This window comes from Streptomyces sp. NPDC052236, from assembly GCF_044548015.1.
In the GTDB taxonomy this organism is placed as follows: Bacteria; Actinomycetota; Actinomycetes; order Streptomycetales; family Streptomycetaceae; genus Streptomyces.
Map to the genome: position 1 here is coordinate 1 of NZ_JBIUBL010000002.1, position 14,755 is coordinate 14,755.

General features: G+C 69.9%; 19 protein-coding genes and 1 pseudogene. 15 read left to right on the top strand and 5 right to left on the bottom strand.

Annotation, left to right across the window (positions count from 1 at the left end):
• Positions 1 to 208 precede the first annotated feature (208 nt).
• The gene (locus ACIHCQ_RS03920) at positions 209 to 661 is read right to left on the bottom strand and encodes an ATP-binding protein (RefSeq protein ID WP_399657660.1); all 453 of its coding nucleotides are present in this window, start codon (positions 659 to 661) and stop codon (positions 209 to 211) included.
• Between the two features lie 206 nt (positions 662 to 867).
• Between ACIHCQ_RS03920 and ACIHCQ_RS03925 the strand changes: the two genes are divergently transcribed.
• The 3 genes and pseudogenes from ACIHCQ_RS03925 to ACIHCQ_RS03935 form a co-directional block, all read left to right on the top strand.
• Positions 868 to 1,716 (top strand): helix-turn-helix domain-containing protein, encoded by an 849-nt coding sequence (locus tag ACIHCQ_RS03925; protein WP_399658632.1) that lies wholly within the window; start codon positions 868 to 870, stop codon positions 1,714 to 1,716.
• Positions 1,717 to 1,729: 13 nt separating this feature from the next.
• Entirely contained in the window at positions 1,730 to 1,939 is a 210-nt protein-coding gene (locus tag ACIHCQ_RS03930; RefSeq protein WP_399657662.1) for a DUF397 domain-containing protein, read from the top strand.
• 243 nt (positions 1,940 to 2,182) lie between these two features.
• Positions 2,183 to 2,422: pseudogene (locus ACIHCQ_RS03935) on the top strand (ankyrin repeat domain-containing protein); the annotation flags it as partial.
• A 176-nt stretch (positions 2,423 to 2,598) separates the two neighbouring features.
• Here the strand turns inward: ACIHCQ_RS03935 and ACIHCQ_RS03940 are convergent.
• Genes ACIHCQ_RS03940 through ACIHCQ_RS03950 form a run of 3 tightly spaced genes read right to left on the bottom strand, consistent with a single transcriptional unit; the run spans position 2,599 to position 3,581 of the window.
• Positions 2,599 to 2,862, bottom strand: coding sequence for a helix-turn-helix domain-containing protein (locus tag ACIHCQ_RS03940; RefSeq protein ID WP_399657665.1), 264 nt, complete (start codon positions 2,860 to 2,862; stop codon positions 2,599 to 2,601).
• Between the two features lie 6 nt (positions 2,863 to 2,868).
• Positions 2,869 to 3,207, bottom strand: a complete 339-nt coding sequence (locus ACIHCQ_RS03945) for a helix-turn-helix domain-containing protein (RefSeq protein ID WP_399657667.1) — start codon at positions 3,205 to 3,207, stop codon at positions 2,869 to 2,871.
• Positions 3,204 to 3,581 (bottom strand): type II toxin-antitoxin system RelE/ParE family toxin, encoded by a 378-nt coding sequence (locus ACIHCQ_RS03950; RefSeq protein ID WP_399657669.1) that lies wholly within the window; start codon positions 3,579 to 3,581, stop codon positions 3,204 to 3,206. Before ACIHCQ_RS03950 ends, ACIHCQ_RS03945 begins: the two co-directional genes overlap by 4 nt.
• A gap of 535 nt (positions 3,582 to 4,116) precedes the next feature.
• Here ACIHCQ_RS03950 and ACIHCQ_RS03955 point away from each other — a divergent pair.
• From ACIHCQ_RS03955 to ACIHCQ_RS04000, 10 genes are all read left to right on the top strand, one after another.
• The gene (locus ACIHCQ_RS03955; RefSeq protein ID WP_399657671.1) at positions 4,117 to 4,353 is read left to right on the top strand and encodes a FitA-like ribbon-helix-helix domain-containing protein; all 237 of its coding nucleotides are present in this window, start codon (positions 4,117 to 4,119) and stop codon (positions 4,351 to 4,353) included.
• Positions 4,340 to 4,732 (top strand): type II toxin-antitoxin system VapC family toxin, encoded by a 393-nt coding sequence (locus ACIHCQ_RS03960; protein WP_399657673.1) that lies wholly within the window; start codon positions 4,340 to 4,342, stop codon positions 4,730 to 4,732. The genes ACIHCQ_RS03955 and ACIHCQ_RS03960 overlap by 14 nt, the downstream gene beginning before the upstream one ends.
• A gap of 233 nt (positions 4,733 to 4,965) precedes the next feature.
• Positions 4,966 to 5,742, top strand: a complete 777-nt coding sequence (locus ACIHCQ_RS03965) for a hypothetical protein (protein WP_399657675.1) — start codon at positions 4,966 to 4,968, stop codon at positions 5,740 to 5,742.
• A gap of 37 nt (positions 5,743 to 5,779) precedes the next feature.
• A complete protein-coding gene (gene glmS, locus ACIHCQ_RS03970) occupies positions 5,780 to 7,627 on the top strand; it encodes a glutamine--fructose-6-phosphate transaminase (isomerizing) (protein ID WP_399657677.1) in 1,848 nt (615 codons plus the stop codon).
• Positions 7,624 to 7,992 (top strand): holo-ACP synthase, encoded by a 369-nt coding sequence (locus ACIHCQ_RS03975; protein ID WP_399657679.1) that lies wholly within the window; start codon positions 7,624 to 7,626, stop codon positions 7,990 to 7,992. Before glmS ends, ACIHCQ_RS03975 begins: the two co-directional genes overlap by 4 nt.
• 4 nt (positions 7,993 to 7,996) lie before the next feature.
• Positions 7,997 to 9,448: an NAD(P)H-hydrate dehydratase gene (locus ACIHCQ_RS03980; RefSeq protein WP_399657681.1), complete on the top strand. Its 1,452-nt coding sequence runs from the start codon at positions 7,997 to 7,999 to the stop codon at positions 9,446 to 9,448.
• Between the two features lie 94 nt (positions 9,449 to 9,542).
• Positions 9,543 to 10,739 (top strand): alanine racemase, encoded by a 1,197-nt coding sequence (gene alr, locus ACIHCQ_RS03985; RefSeq protein ID WP_399657683.1) that lies wholly within the window; start codon positions 9,543 to 9,545, stop codon positions 10,737 to 10,739.
• On the top strand, positions 10,736 to 11,962 hold the full coding sequence (locus ACIHCQ_RS03990) for an alpha/beta fold hydrolase (protein ID WP_399657685.1): 1,227 nt from the start codon (positions 10,736 to 10,738) through the stop codon (positions 11,960 to 11,962). Before alr ends, ACIHCQ_RS03990 begins: the two co-directional genes overlap by 4 nt.
• The gene (tsaE, locus tag ACIHCQ_RS03995; protein WP_399657687.1) at positions 11,934 to 12,506 is read left to right on the top strand and encodes a tRNA (adenosine(37)-N6)-threonylcarbamoyltransferase complex ATPase subunit type 1 TsaE; all 573 of its coding nucleotides are present in this window, start codon (positions 11,934 to 11,936) and stop codon (positions 12,504 to 12,506) included. Before ACIHCQ_RS03990 ends, tsaE begins: the two co-directional genes overlap by 29 nt.
• Positions 12,507 to 12,622: 116 nt before the next feature.
• Positions 12,623 to 12,838 (top strand): hypothetical protein, encoded by a 216-nt coding sequence (locus tag ACIHCQ_RS04000; protein WP_399657691.1) that lies wholly within the window; start codon positions 12,623 to 12,625, stop codon positions 12,836 to 12,838.
• A gap of 57 nt (positions 12,839 to 12,895) precedes the next feature.
• Here ACIHCQ_RS04000 and ACIHCQ_RS04005 read toward each other — a convergent pair whose 3' ends face one another.
• Positions 12,896 to 13,456, bottom strand: a complete 561-nt coding sequence (locus ACIHCQ_RS04005) for a hypothetical protein (RefSeq protein ID WP_399657693.1) — start codon at positions 13,454 to 13,456, stop codon at positions 12,896 to 12,898.
• Between the two features lie 120 nt (positions 13,457 to 13,576).
• Between ACIHCQ_RS04005 and tsaB the strand changes: the two genes are divergently transcribed.
• Positions 13,577 to 14,230 (top strand): tRNA (adenosine(37)-N6)-threonylcarbamoyltransferase complex dimerization subunit type 1 TsaB, encoded by a 654-nt coding sequence (gene tsaB / locus ACIHCQ_RS04010; RefSeq protein WP_399657695.1) that lies wholly within the window; start codon positions 13,577 to 13,579, stop codon positions 14,228 to 14,230.
• The gene (gene rimI / locus ACIHCQ_RS04015; RefSeq protein WP_399657697.1) at positions 14,227 to 14,754 is read left to right on the top strand and encodes a ribosomal protein S18-alanine N-acetyltransferase; all 528 of its coding nucleotides are present in this window, start codon (positions 14,227 to 14,229) and stop codon (positions 14,752 to 14,754) included. The genes tsaB and rimI overlap by 4 nt, the downstream gene beginning before the upstream one ends.
• The last annotated feature ends 1 nt before the right edge of the window (position 14,755 follow it).

The window sequence follows — 14,755 nt, forward strand, 5'->3', positions numbered from 1 at the left end:
ACCGGAGCGATCGTGGTGGGCATCGGACCGTTCAGGCCCGACCGGAGGCCCCAGGGCGTGAGGAAACCCGCCCCCACCTGCCCGGACCGCGCACCGGATGCGCCCCGCCGGCAGTGGAGCGAAAGCGGGGGACCAGCCTGCCCAATACCGTTCGGGGCAGCGCCACCGAGCAGCAGTCCTGGCACCAGGACTCACTCCCGCTCAGTGTCTAGGAACGGTGGAGTTCGAACCAGAGGAGTTTGCCGCTGCGGCCGAAGAGGTCGTCGCTGAGCGGGTGGCCGCCCCAGTTATCCGCGCACAGTTGTACGAGCAGGAGGCCGCGTCCGCCGTCCTGGTCGGCCGGGACCAGGTCGGGTACGGGTGGTACTGCCGCCGACGGCTTGTCGAAGGCCGGGGGGATCATGGGGTTGGCGTCCCAGACGCTGACGTGGAGTCGGCCTCTGCCGAGGTGTCTGACCCGCAGCTTTGTCGGCCCGTCGGCGTGCTGGTAGGCGTTGGTGGCGAGCTCGCAGGTCAGTAGCTCGGCGGTGTCGAGCAGTTCGGTCATGCCGTGGCCGACGAGTACGGCTCGCAGGGTCTTCCGGGCCACGCGTGGCGCGCGCGGATCGTGGGGCAGTTGGAGGGCGTACGACCAGGGTTCATGCGGCGATACGGTATCCACGGAAGTCTCCTACGGGCAGGCGGAGTCGGTTCACTCGGCGGCCAAACCGTGCGGTGGCGTGTCGCGGGATGCGGTGCGCTTCCGGCTTACGCGGTGGGCCGGTTGAGTGGCTTGGGCCATACCGTAGCGCGCCGAGATATAAGGTCTTCCATAAAAGTTAGGAAGATGTTCCATCTCTACCCGTGTGGGTGACCTTGGAGAACGTCATGCAGACCCGTACGTCTCTGACCCTGCGGCAGCAGCGACTTGGTACCGAACTACGCAAACTCCGGGAGCGGGCGGGCTTCACCTCCACCGAGGCGGCGGCTCTTCTCGGCGGCCCCCAGTCCCGTATCAGCAATATCGAGGCCGGCCGGTATGCGGTGAGCGCGGATCGAGTGCGGGCTATGGCCCACAACTACGCCTGCGCCGACGAGGCCTATGTCGAGGCCCTCGCCTCCATGACCGGTACGCGAACCCGTGGCTGGTGGGACGAGTATCAGGACCGGTTCGCCCCTGGCCTGATCGACCTCGCCGAGATGGAGCACCACGCCACCGCCCTACGCGTCGCTGTGGTGATTCACATCCCCGGTCTGCTCCAGACCGCCAACCACGCCCGCGCCGTCATGGAGGAGAGCGTGCCGCCCCTCCGTCCGTACGAGATCGAGCATCGCGTCTCGTACCGCATCAAGCGGCAGGCCGTGCTCTACGAGGGAACACCCACCCCGTACACAGCCATCGTTCACGAAGCCGCTCTGCGGATGGGATACGGAGGCCGTCACGTCGCCCGCGAGCAACTCGGCATTCTTCTGGAAGAGGGCGAGCGGGACAATGTGACCCTCCTGGTCATTCCGTTCGGCGCATCCTTCCCTGCCTCCGGGCAGTCGATCACGTACGCCTCCGGGCCAGTGGCCCAGCTTGACACCGTGGTCCTCGACACCGACCACGGCTGCGAGTTCGTGGACGCCGCAGCTCAGTTGGAGCGCTACCGGTCCGTGCTGGACCGGATGGAGGCCCAAGCACTCTCCCCCGAGAAGTCCCGCGAACTCATCCACCGCATCGCCCAAGACACCTGAGAGGAAGTACGTCATGCCCGAGCTCCACTGGTGGAAGTCCTCCTACAGCGCCGAAGCGGCCAACTGCGTCTGTGTCGCCATCGCGCCCGACGGGACCGTCCGCCTCCGGGACAGCAAGGTCCCCGAAGCTCTCGTCGCCGCGAGCCCCAACGCCCTCCGCACGTTCATAGACGCCGTCGCGACAGGGCAGTTCGGCCAGGGCGGCGGGCACGCTCGCCCGTGATCACCCGGCGAGATTTTTTGCGCATAGGGTGGCCGTGCTTCGCGATGGCCCGCATTGGCTGGGTCCCCGGGACTTCACGCCTGTGGGGGTGCCCCTATGTCTTTCGTCAAGTCAGGCAAGTATGGGTGTCATGACGGATGGGGATCAGGGGCGGGATTGGATGGGTCGCACTGCGATGCACTATGCCTGCTTGCATGGTGACGTTGCCGGGGTGAGAGAGGCGCTGGGAGCGGTGCAGACCCGGGCCTCGCGGACAAGGCGGGCATGACGCCGTTGCACTTTGCCGCGCAGGCCCAGAGCTCGCCGACTGCCGAGGTGCTTTTGGCAGCGGACGTCGCTGTGGATGTGCGCGACGGAGATGGGAACACCGCTTTGCTTACTGCGGTGTTCAACTACCGAGGCGATCCCGCGACGCTCCGCGTGTTGCTGGCGGCCGGAGCCGATTCCGGGCTGGCACGCCCGCGCCTGCGGTCAAGGCGCTGACCGCCGCCGAGCTGGAGAAGCTCGCGCTCGTGCAGGGTGATGTCAAGCAGCACAAGATCGAAGGGCCCGGGTCGGGGGGCGGCCGGTCATGGCGGAGAGCGCGTCAGCGCGTCTACCCGCTGAGTACTCCAACCCGCGCCTGAGTCCGGGGCGTCGGGTTCGGTGCTTTGGTTCTGTCAGGCGGCGTCCTCGGTGCCGTGTGAGGTGAACCGGACAATGACTTGACCGTGTTCGGGAGCGAGGTGGATGTCCAGTTCTGAGTCCATGGCCCCTGCGAGGCGGGAGAGCAATGGGAGCGTGGGGGTAGTGCCGCCGAGCTCGATACGGGAGATGCCCGGCTGGGTCATGCCGGCCCGCCGGGCCAGCTCGCTTTGCGAGATGCCCAGTTCCCGGCGTCGTTCCCGGACCCCTTTGGCCAGCTGATGAGCGTAATCCACCATGCTCTCCTATGCGGCGTGGGCGTTGAAGGTCACGGCTGTGCCGCCGGAGGGTGCCAGGTGCACGTCCACCGCCACGTCCAGTGCGGTGGCCAGCCGGACCAGTAGATCGGAGGTCACAGGCAGTACGCCGCCCACTTCGATGTGCTCGACCTCTTCGGCGGACATCCTGAGCCGGCTCGCCAGGGCAGCCTCGGAGAGACCCAGTTCGGTGCGGCGGTCGTGGACGAGTTGGCCGAGTGCCATGGCCAGTCGGATCTGTTCACGCTCTGCGGTGACTTCCGGTGGCTCGGTGTATCCCTCGGCGAGTTTCTTCTCGCGGGTCAGCTTCCAGCGTGTGTGGTTCACTGCTCCTCCTCGTGTGCGTCACGGCTGTACGTCTGGTGTGCGGCCGTGTGCTCTGCCTCGCAGAGTTGCTTCGCCCGTCTGGCGCGCTTGACCTCGGTGTCCTCGCGCATCTTGGTCTTGCGGAAGACGGTGAGCAGCACGATGCGTTTTCCGGCAGGCAGCCAGTAGGTGATGCGTACGGCGTTGCCTCCCAGACTGAGCCTGAGTTCTCGTACGCCATCTCCCAGGTAGCGGGAGTGCGGCTCGGACAGTGTGGTCGGGTATTCGGCGAGCAGTTCCGCTTTCTCCTCGACCTGCCGGTAGCGCTGGGGTGAGAGATTGGGCAACCACTGCTGGACCTCCGGCTCGATCTCGATCACGTACAACTCGCCCATACCGGGAATCGTATATCACGAGGATGATATGGACCTGGCTGTGATCCCGGTCGGGATGAAATCGCAGATCGGGGAGCGTCGAGGTTCGCCGGTACGCCGCTCCGGCTGTATCCGGGCAACGGGACGAAGGCACAGCGGTTGCGGATCGGCGCGGCTTCGTCTCGCGTGCTAGGCCCGGCACTGAGTGGATCGGATGGCGGCGAAGAGATCACCGCACATTGTCGGGCTGGGGCGGATGGCTGAGGCAGTCGGTCGCATGGACTCCGCTGCGGAAACCGGTACTTGAGTGTCCGTGCCATGCCATGCGCTGCGATCACCCGCCGCGCGCCACGCGCCTTAGGGGCGGCGGCGGAGGGCCCCGCGATCACGCGTCAGCACGTCCGTGCGCTTCTCGGCTCGCCCGGCGAAGATCCGACGCTCGTGGTGTTGGAGGGTCTCGCCGAGGTGATCCCCGCCGCGCCGCCGATTCGAACTAAACGATTTGGCCGCTTCTGGTGCACTTGTTGTAGCGCGAAAGCAGCGCTACTTTGCATGCATGGCTACCGTACAGATCAGAAACCTGAACGATGATGCGTACGCGATACTGCGTCGGCGCGCAGCCGATTCTGGCCGCTCCCTTCAGGAGTACCTGCGTGTCCGGCTGGAGGCGGAGGCCGCTGAGCCGACCGTTGACGAGCTGCTGACTGACGTGCGCTCCAAGCTGACCAGTGAAGTGCCTCTCGACACGATCGTCGGCCTCATCAGGGAGGACCGCGATCATGATCGTCGTTGACAGTTCCTTTCTGGTTGCTGCTCTGACCGACGCCGGTGCGGGAGGCAAGGCCTGCGCAGACCGATTGCGGGTGGAGACGCTTGCTGCTCCGGACGTCATCGGTCTGGAAGCGGTCAGCGCGATTCGGGGCCTGTTGCGGGGCAAGAAGATCACGGAGGCCGAGGCAGACCGCGCGGTGCGCGTTGTTGCTCGTATGCCGATCCGGCGGGCGCCTCTCACGGCGCTGCTCGAGCGCTCCTGGGAGTTGCGCGACAACTGCACGCCTTATGACGCCGCGTACATCGCGCTGGCCGAAGCGCTCGATGTGCCCCTGGTGACGGCTGGCAGCAAGCTGAAGGGCGTCCCCAAGACGCGTTGTGTCGTTGAAGTCGTCAGCTGAGAGATAGTCACTCGCGAGACAGCGAATTAGACCCAGCAGCACCCACCCGGTGACGAGAGCGGCCCCACACACACGTGGGGGCCGCTTCCCCTTTGCGTCGGGGCAACCCGTGATCATCCGGCGGAACTTTCGCGCATAAGGTGTGCGTACTTCGCGATGGCCCGCATTGGCAGGGGTCGGGGGACTTCACGCCGGGGGGCGGGTCGTTGGCCATCGACAGAGAAAGTTGCACCGTGAGAACCAGCGTCATCCGCCGTACCGCCGTCGCCGCCTCCGCCGTCTCCCTGGCCTTGCTGGTCACCGCCTGCGGCGGCGAGGACTCGGACAGCGACTCCACCGGCGGCAAGGCCAAGGAGACCGCAGCCGCCAAGCCCAACACGCCCGCGGTCAAGGCGCTGACCGCCGCCGAGTTGGAGAAGGCCGCGCTCGTGCAGGGCGATGTCAAGGAGCACAAGGTCGTGAAGGCCGGGCCCCAGGACACGCTCACCGCGGACAAGGTCACCGTCGACAAGGCCGCCTGCAAGCCCATCGCGTACACGATGTCCGGTGTGCCGGTCGGCGACCCCGCAGCCAACGTCCGGCGCAGGGTCACCAGTGAGCCCAAGAAGGGCCAGGGCACGCCCTCTCCCGAGGACTTCGCGGCGGCCTTCGATGTGACCATTACGCTCGCCTCCCTCTCCTCCTATGACGGCAAGGGCGCAGAGGAAGCGGTCAACAGTCTGCGTACCGCTGTCACCGACTGCGCGAGCGGCTTCACCATGACCGTGTCCGGCACTGCGCAGAAGGTGCTCAAGATGACTGAGACGAAGGCCTCCGGCGGTGACGAAGCCGTCGCCTGGTCCGTGCTGACCGAGGCGGACGGCGACAAGTCCGTGCTCAAGCTGGCGGTCGTACGCAAGGGCGCGACGCTCGCCACGTTCCCCGCGACCAAGGTCGCCGCCCTGGGCACCGGCAAGGACTACCCGCTGCCCGTCGCCGTCATGGACGCGCAAGTCGCCAAGCTCGGCTGACCCCGGCCCGGCGCATCCGCGTCGTAGGCTGCACCGCATGTGCGGAATCGTGGGGTATGTGGGAGGGCAGTCGGCCCTCGACGTGGTCATCGCGGGTCTGAAGCGGCTTGAGTACCGGGGCTACGACTCGGCCGGTGTCGCCGTACTCGCCGACGGCGGGCTGGCCGGGGCCAAGAAGGCGGGCAAGCTCCTCAACTTGGAGAAGGAGCTGATGGACCGCCCGTTGCCGAGCGGGTCCACCGGGATCGGGCACACCCGGTGGGCCACCCACGGCGGGCCGACCGACGTCAACGCCCATCCGCATCTGGACAACGCGGGGCGCGTCGCTGTCGTGCACAACGGCATCATCGAGAACTTCGCCGCTCTCCGGGGCCAGTTGGAGGAGCGCGGGCACACCCTCGACTCGGAGACCGACACCGAGGTCGTGGCGCATCTGCTCGCCGAGTCGTTCTCGTCGTGCGGGGACCTGGCGGAGTCGATGAGGCAGGTGTGCCGGCAGCTGGAAGGCGCGTTCACGCTGGTCGCGGTGCACGCGGACGAGCCGGAGACAGTGGTCGGCGCGCGGCGGAACTCCCCGCTGGTGGTGGGCGTTGGAGAAGGTGAGTCCTTTCTCGCCTCGGACGTCGCCGCGTTCATCGCCCACACGCGGTCCGCGATCGAGCTGGGTCAGGACCAGGTGGTGGAGCTCCGCCGGGACGGCGTGATGGTCACCGACTTCGACGGCGCGCCCGCGGACGTGCGGGCGTACCACGTGGACTGGGACGCTTCCGCGGCCGAAAAGGGGGGTTATGACTATTTCATGCTCAAGGAGATCGCCGAACAGCCCAAGGCGGTCGCTGATACGTTGCTCGGCCGGATCGACGCCGAAGGCTGGCTGACCCTCGACGAGGTGCGGATTCCCGTCTCCGCGCTGCGCGAGGCCACCAAGGTCGTCATCGTCGCCTGTGGGACCGCCTTCCACGCGGGGATGATCGCCAAGTACGCCATCGAGCACTGGACCCGCATCCCGTGCGAGGTGGAGCTGGCGAGCGAGTTCCGCTACCGGGACCCGATCCTGGACCAGCGGACGCTCGTGATCGCGATCTCCCAGTCCGGCGAGACCATGGACACTCTGATGGCGCTGCGCCATGCCCGTGAGCAGGGCGCGAGGGTGCTGGCCATCTGTAATACGAACGGCTCGACCATCCCGCGGGAATCGGACGCCGTGCTGTACACGCACGCCGGCCCGGAGGTCGCGGTCGCATCGACCAAGGCGTTTCTGACGCAGCTGGTGGCCTGCTATCTCGTCGCCCTGTATCTGGGGCAGGTGCGAGGCACTCAGTGGGGGGACGAGATCCAGGCCGTCATCCGGGACCTGGCGAAGATCTCGGGTGAGGTCGAGAAGGTCCTGGAGACCATGGAGCCGGTGCGGGAGCTGGCGCGTTCGCTCGCCCACAAGGACACGGTGCTGTTCCTGGGGCGGCATGTCGGCTATCCGGTCGCGCTGGAAGGCGCGCTCAAGCTCAAGGAGCTGGCGTATATGCACGCGGAGGGCTTCGCCGCGGGCGAGCTCAAGCACGGGCCGATCGCGCTGATCGAGGAGGACCTGCCGGTGGTGGTTGTCGTGCCGTCGCCGCGCGGGCGCTCCGTCCTGCACGACAAGATCGTCTCGAATATCCAGGAGATCCGGGCCCGGGGAGCGCGCACGATCGTGATCGCGGAGGAGGGGGACGAGTCGGTCGTGCCGTACGCGGACCATCTCATCCGTATCCCGGCGACGCCGACACTGCTGCAACCGCTGGTCGCGACCGTCCCGTTGCAGGTTTTCGCCTGCGAGCTGGCGACGGCCCGCGGCAACGAGGTCGACCAGCCGCGGAACCTCGCCAAGTCGGTCACCGTCGAATGATCATTGGGGTGGGGATCGATGTCGCGGAGATCGACCGCTTCCGCGCGGCCATGGAACGCACGCCGGGGATGGCGGAACGGCTGTTCCTGGACCGGGAATTGCTGCTGCCGAGCGGCGAGCGGCGCGGATACGCCTCGCTCGCCGTGCGGTTCGCCGCCAAGGAGGCGCTCGCCAAGGCGCTCGGCGCGCCCTCCGGGCTGCACTGGACGGACGCCGAGGTGTACGTGGAGGACAGCGGCCAGCCGCGGCTGCGGGTGAGCGGGACGGTGGCGGCACGGGCGGAGGCGCTCGGCGTGCGGTCCTGGCATGTGTCCCTCAGCCACGACGCGGGGGTGGCATCGGCGGTGGTGATCGCGGAGGGTTGACGTTATGCGTACCGCTTACAGCGTAGAGACCGTACGGGCCGCCGAGGCCGCACTGATGGCGCGACTCCCGGACGGCGTGCTCATGCAGCGGGCAGCCGCCGGACTGGCCGCCGCCTGCGCGGACCTGCTGGGCCGGGTGTACGGCAGGCGGGTCGTCCTGCTCGTGGGCAGCGGCGACAACGGCGGCGACGCGCTGTACGCGGGGGCACGGCTGGCGCGCCGCGGGGCCGGGGTGGCCGCGGTGCTCCTCGCCCCGGACCGTGCGCACAAGGGCGGGCTCGCGGCCCTGCTCGGCGCGGGAGGACAGGTCGCCGACGACCCCTTCAAGGCGCTGGCCGCCGCCGACCTGGTCATGGACGGCGTCACCGGAATCGGCGGCCACGGCGGGCTGCGGCCGGACGCGGTGCCGGTGGTGGAGGCCGCGCGCGGCTCGGGCGCCGTCGTGGTCGCCGTCGACCTGCCCAGCGGCGTCGAGGCGGACACCGGGGAGGTGCGGGGCCAGGCCGTGCGCGCCGACGCGACCGTCACCTTCGGCACGTACAAACCGGGGCTCCTCATCGACCCGGCGCACGAGTACGCGGGGACCGTGCGGCTCATCGATATCGGGCTCGACGCCCATCTGCCGTCCGTGCCCGATGTGGAGGCGCTGCAACACGCGGATGTGGCACGGCTGTTGCCGGTGCCGACCGGCGAGAGCGACAAGTACCGGCGGGGCGTGGTCGGCGTCGTCGCCGGATCGCTGCGCTACCCGGGCGCGGCGGTGCTCGCGGTCGCGGGGGCGCTGCGCGGCGGTGCCGGGGCCGTGCGGTACGTCGGGCCGGCGGCCGAAGCGGTGATCGCCCGTTTCCCGGAGACCCTGGTGCACGAGGGGCCGCCCTCGAAGGCGGGCCGGGTCCAGTCGTGGGTGGTCGGCCCGGGGATCGGCGACCGGACCGACGACGTACGCGACGCCCTGGATTCCGACGTACCGGTGCTGGTCGACGCGGACGGGCTGCACCTGTTGGACCCCGCGACGGTACGGGGCAGGGGCGGGCCCACGCTGCTGACCCCGCACGCCGGGGAAGCGGCGGCGCTGCTCGGCGTGTCGCGCCAGGAGGTGGAGTCGGCGCGGCTGGCGTCCGTACGGGAGCTGGCGACGCGCTTCGGAGCGACGGTGCTGCTCAAGGGCTCGACGACGCTGGTGGCCGCGCCCGGTGACGGCCAGTCCGGTGACGGTCACCCGGCCCGGGTCAACCCGATGGGTACGGCCTGGCTGGCCACCGCGGGCAGCGGCGATGTGCTCTCCGGTCTTGCGGGCTCGCTGCTGGCCGCCGGACTGACGGCCCGGGACGCGGGCTCGGTCGCGGCGTATCTGCACGGGCTCGCGGCCCGCCACGCCGCGTCGCAGGGCACGCCGATCACGGCGTACGAGGTGGCGGCGGCGGTGCCTTCGGCGTGGCGTGACGTACGGGAGTGAACAGCGACCGGGCGCGTAAACAGTGGCCGGGCGCGAGCAACGGCACAGCGCTCCTGTACGGGCCATGTCGTACCGCTCTGAGACACTGGGCGCGATGAGCCAGACACCACCCTCCCTCCGAGCCCGTGCCGAGATCGACCTCGCGGCCCTGCGCGCCAATGTGCGTGCGCTGCGCGCCCGCGCGCCCCAGGCTGCCCTGATGGCCGTGGTGAAGTCGGACGCGTACGGACACGGCATGGTGCCCTGCGCCCGCGCCGCGCTGGCGGCCGGCGCCACCTGGCTCGGCACCGCAACGCCGCAGGAAGCCCTCGCGCTGCGTGCGGCGGGCATCCAGGCGCGGGTCCTGTGCTGGCTGTGGACCCCCGGCGGGCCCTGGCGCGAAGGCATCGAGGCCGGCCTGGACATGGCCGTGAGCGGACTGTGGGCGCTGCGCGAGGTCACCGCCGCCGCCCGAGAGGCCGGACAACCGGCCCGTATCCAGCTCAAGGCCGACACCGGCCTGGGGCGCAACGGCTGCCAGCCCGCCGACTGGCCCGGCCTGATCGCCGCCGCGCTCGCCGCCGAGAGCGAGGGGACGGTCAAGGTCACCGGCCTCTGGTCGCACTTCGCGTGCGCCGACGAGCCGGGGCACCCCTCGATCACCGCCCAGCTCGACGCGTTCGGCGACATGGTCACGTACGCCGAGAAGGCGGGCATCGCCCCCGAGGTGCGCCACATCGCCAACTCCCCGGCGACGCTGACGCTCCCCGAATCGCACTTCGACCTCGTACGGACCGGCATAGCGATGTACGGTGTCTCGCCCAGCCCCGAGGTCGGCGCCCACGACGCGCTGGGGCTCCGGCCCGTCATGACGCTCGCCGCCTCCGTCGCGCTGGTCAAGCGCGTCCCCGCAGGCCACGGCGTCAGCTACGGCCACCACTACGTCACGGCGGAGGAGACGACACTCGGCCTCATCCCGCTCGGCTACGCGGACGGCATCCCGCGCCACGCCTCGGGCCGCGGCCCGGTCCTGGTCGGCGGTGAGTGGCGGCGGGTCGCGGGCCGGGTCGCCATGGACCAGTTCGTGGTGGATCTGGGCGGGCAGTCGGTCCCGGAAGGCGCGCAGGCGCTGCTGTTCGGGCCTGGTGACCGGGGCGAGCCGAGCGCCGAGGACTGGGCGCAGGCGGCGGGCACCATCGCGTACGAGATCGTCACGCGCATCGGTACGAGGGTTCCGCGCGTCTATCTGAACGAGGAGCCCACGGAACCGACGGAATCCAGGGAATTCAACGAAGGGGGAGCGGCACGGTGAGTGACACCAGCACGGGGGACGCCGTGACCGCGGCGGCGACAGCCGCAGCGACCGGCAACTGGCGCCGCGCGGGCATCGCGGGCGCCGCCATAGGCGTCATCGCGGCCGGCGCGGCGGCGGGCGTGGCGATCGAGCGGATGACCGTCGGCCGCTCCATGCGCCAGAAGGCGCGGCTCGCGCTGGACGCGTCGGGTCCGTACGGCGCGCTGCGCGGCATGCCCGGCAAGGCGTACGCCGACGACGGCACCGAGCTCTACTACGAGGCCGACGAGATCGACCCGGACGCGGGCGGTCCGCGCCGCCGCCGGCTCTTCGGCCGCCGGGCCCCCACGCCGGTCACCGTCGTCTTCAGCCACGGCTACTGCCTCAGCCAGGACTCCTGGCACTTCCAGCGGGCCGCGCTGCGAGGTCTGGTGCGTACGGTGCACTGGGACCAGCGCAGCCACGGCCGTTCGGCGCGCGGCGCCTCGCAGTCGGGCCCGGAAGCCGTGGCCGTTTCCATCGACCAGCTGGGCCGCGACCTGAAGGCGGTCATCGACGCGGCGGCGCCCGAAGGCCCGCTGGTGCTGGTCGGCCACTCCATGGGCGGCATGACGGTGATGGCGCTCGCCGACCAGTTCCCCGAGGTCGTACGGGAGCGGGTCGTCGGGGTCGCCTTCGTCGGCACCTCGTGCGGCAAGCTCGGCGAGGTCAATTACGGGCTGCCGGTCGCGGGCGTGAATGTGGTGCGCCGGGTGCTGCCCAGCGTGCTCAGGGCGCTCGGCTCGCAGGCCGAACTGGTCGAGCGGGGGCGCAGGGCCACCGCCGACCTCTTCGCGGGCCTCATCAAGCGGTACGCCTTCTCCTCCAAGGACGTGGACCCGGCGGTGGAACGGTTCGCCGAGCGGCTCATCGAGTCCACCCCGATCGATGTGGTCGCGGAGTTCTACCCGGCGTTCGTCGACCACGACAAGGTGGAGGCGCTCGCGATCTTCCTCGATGTGCCGGTGCTCGTGCTGGCCGGTGACAAGGATCTGGTCACGCCGAGCTCGCACAGCGAGGCCATTGCCGACCTGCTGCCGGACTCGGAGCTGGTGATAGTGCCCGACGGCGGTCACCTGGTGATGCTGGAGCACCCGGAGGTTGTCACGGACCGTCTCGCCGACCTGCTGGCCCGGGTCGGGGCGGTGCCCGCAGCGGCTAACGTTGGCCCGTATGGAAGCACCGCACAGCCCGGCGGCTGAGACCACGGCCACCACGGCTACCACCGCCGCCACCACCACCACCACCATCCCCGCCGCGACCGCTGTCGCCCGCCTCTCCGTCGGATCGCCCGAGCGGATGCGGGAGCTGGGGCGCGGGCTCGCGAGGCTGCTGCGCCCCGGCGACCTCGTGATGCTCACGGGCGAACTGGGCGCGGGCAAGACGACGCTCACCCGGGGCCTCGGCGAGGGCCTGGGCGTGCGCGGCGCGGTCACCTCGCCGACCTTCGTCATCGCGCGCGTCCACCCCTCGCTGACCGGCGGTCCCGCTCTGGTCCATGTCGACGCGTACCGCCTGGGCGGCGGTCTCGACGAGATGGAGGACCTCGATCTCGACGTCTCACTGCCGGAATCGGTGGTGGTCGTGGAGTGGGGCGAGGGCAAGGTCGAGGACCTCTCCGAGGACCGGCTGCATGTGGTGATCCACCGGGTGGTCGGCGACACGGAGGACGATCGCCGCGAAGTGACCCTGACGGGGTACGGGAAGCGCTGGGCCCAGGCGGATCTGACGGCCCTGGCCAACTGATTCCGACATGGTGTCGGGAAAATGTTGCATCCGGCGTGCCGCGCGTGGTCACATGGTACGGAGAGCTGGTTAGGGATACCTAACTAAGCCTGCCCCCGGAGCCCCAGGAGGCACCCATGTCGGCAACCGAGCGCGAAACGCGGCCACGGCAGCAGCCGCCGGTCGTGTCGATGCGTGATCTGCTGGCGTCGTGCGCGGCGGCCAGCGCGGTCTCGACCCCGCCCCGCGAAGAACCGCTCACGGTGGAGCATGAGAGCGAAGAGAGCCGGGAGAACCGAGAGCACCAGGAACGTCACCAGGAGCGTTCTGGGCGGCGGCGCGACGCCGCGTAATCCGTACGGGCGGTGTTGAGCCAGGTCTCTTAAGGGACGACGGCTAAGGGACGACGGCTAAGGGACGACGACGACCCTTGAGCCGATCGTCGCGAACGTCCAGACCGCGTCACCGTCCGCCCGCGCCATCCGGACACCGCCGGTCTTCTTGCCCGGGTCCGGGCTCGCCAGCGAGCCGTCCACCGCCGCGCTGAAGCCGACCGGGACCTCGTCCACGCTCGCGAAGCGCACCACATGCTCGATCTGCACCCCGTCCGAGCCGGGCACCGACCCCGACCGCGAGGTCACCTTGTACGAACCGGGCGGCGGGCTGACCGTGGAGGGCATGACCGCGAAGGTCCGCTTCAGCTGCTCCTTCGCGCCCACCAGCCACACCCGCCGGTCGCCCAGCGAGTACACGACGCGCACCCCCGCCCCCGACTTCGCGGGAATCACCCGCGGGTCCTTGGGCTTCTGCTTCGTGCCGCCGGAGGCCTGCGCGGAGGGGACCGAACCCGGGGGTTTCGCCGCGCCGGGCTGGTCGGTGACGCTCGCCGACGCCTGATAGGCGAGGAAGCAGACCGCGGCCAGAGCGGCTGCCGTGAGCCCGGCCACGAATCCCGAGCTGCTCCGTGCCACCGTGCCCACCTTTCGTATGCGTATGTACGTAGCCCCACGTATCCCGGCTGACGTTAGCAGCAGGCGTTCCCTCCCATGGGGCAGCCCATGGCCCCGGCACCGGAGCCGTAGGCTGTTTGCGTGCTCCTGCTCGCTGTTGATACCGCCACGCCCGCCGTCACCGCCGCCCTCCACGACGGCAGCTCCGTCGTCGCCGAGTCCAGTCGCGTCGACGCGCGCCGCCACGGGGAGCTGCTGCTGCCCGCCGTCGACCGCGTCCTCGCCGAAGCCGGGGTGAAACTCGACGCCGTCACCGCGGTGGTGGTCGGGGTCGGCCCGGGCCCGTACACCGGACTGCGCGTCGGTCTGGTGACGGCCTCGACGTTCGCGTCGGCGCTGGGGGTGCCGGTGCACGGACTGTGCACGCTGGACGGTCTCGCGTACGCCTCCGGCCTCGACGAGCCCTTCGTCGTGGCGACGGACGCGCGCCGCAAGGAGGTCTACTGGGCGCGCTACGACGGGGCCCGCGCGCGGGTGGGCGAGCCCGCCGTCGACCGGCCCGCCGACATCGCCGAGCGGCTGTCCGGGCTGCCCGTCGTGGGCGCGGGCGCGCTGCTCTACCCCGAGGCGTTCCCGGACGCGCGCGGGCCCGAGCATGTCTCGGCGGGCGCGCTGGCCGCACTGGCGGCCGGGAAGCTGGCCGCGGGGGAGGACTTCCTGCCTCCGCTGCCGCTGTATCTGCGCAGGCCCGACGCCCAGGTGCCCAAGAACTACAAGGTGGTCACCCCCAAGTGACCGTCTCAGCAACCTCAGTAACCTCAGTAACCGATGTGGTGCTGCGCGAGATGCGCTGGTGGGACCTGGAGCAGGTGCTCGAAATCGAGCGCGCGCTGTTTCCCGAGGACGCCTGGTCGCCCGCGATGTTCTGGTCCGAGCTCGCGCACGCGCGCGGACCGCACGCCACCCGCGGCTATGTGGTGGCCGAGGAGGACGGCAGGGAGGGGGACGGCAAGATCGTCGGATACGCCGGGTTCGCGGCGGCCGGCGGCCTCGGCGACGTACAGACCATCGCGGTCGCCCGCGGCCAGTGGGGCACCGGACTGGGGTCCCGGCTGCTGACCGACCTGCTCCAGCACGCCACCGCCTTCGAGTGCGACGAGGTGCTCCTCGAAGTGCGCGTGGACAACACCAGGGCCCAGAAGCTGTACGAGCGTTTCGGCTTCGAGCCCATCGGTTTCCGCCGCGGCTACTACCAGCCGGGCAATGTCGACGCCCTCGTCATGCGGCTGCGGCTCCACGTACCAGGAACAGAGAATTGAC

Bases quoted from the DNA above. Each gene is read 5' to 3' on its own strand.
- tsaE (WP_399657687.1), top strand. From the start codon at position 11,934: ATGGAAGCACCGCACAGCCCGGCGGCTGAGACCACGGCCACCACGGCT.
- ACIHCQ_RS03980 (WP_399657681.1), top strand. From the start codon at position 7,997: ATGCGTACCGCTTACAGCGTAGAGACCGTACGGGCCGCCGAGGCCGCA.
- ACIHCQ_RS03940 (WP_399657665.1), bottom strand. From the start codon at position 2,862: ATGGTGGATTACGCTCATCAGCTGGCCAAAGGGGTCCGGGAACGACGC.
- ACIHCQ_RS03930 (WP_399657662.1), top strand. From the start codon at position 1,730: ATGCCCGAGCTCCACTGGTGGAAGTCCTCCTACAGCGCCGAAGCGGCC.
- glmS (WP_399657677.1), top strand. From the start codon at position 5,780: ATGTGCGGAATCGTGGGGTATGTGGGAGGGCAGTCGGCCCTCGACGTG.
- ACIHCQ_RS03960 (WP_399657673.1), top strand. From the start codon at position 4,340: ATGATCGTCGTTGACAGTTCCTTTCTGGTTGCTGCTCTGACCGACGCC.
- ACIHCQ_RS03955 (WP_399657671.1), top strand. From the start codon at position 4,117: ATGGCTACCGTACAGATCAGAAACCTGAACGATGATGCGTACGCGATA.
- ACIHCQ_RS03950 (WP_399657669.1), bottom strand. From the start codon at position 3,581: ATGGGCGAGTTGTACGTGATCGAGATCGAGCCGGAGGTCCAGCAGTGG.
- ACIHCQ_RS04000 (WP_399657691.1), top strand. From the start codon at position 12,623: ATGTCGGCAACCGAGCGCGAAACGCGGCCACGGCAGCAGCCGCCGGTC.
- ACIHCQ_RS03975 (WP_399657679.1), top strand. From the start codon at position 7,624: ATGATCATTGGGGTGGGGATCGATGTCGCGGAGATCGACCGCTTCCGC.
- ACIHCQ_RS03925 (WP_399658632.1), top strand. From the start codon at position 868: ATGCAGACCCGTACGTCTCTGACCCTGCGGCAGCAGCGACTTGGTACC.
- alr (WP_399657683.1), top strand. From the start codon at position 9,543: ATGAGCCAGACACCACCCTCCCTCCGAGCCCGTGCCGAGATCGACCTC.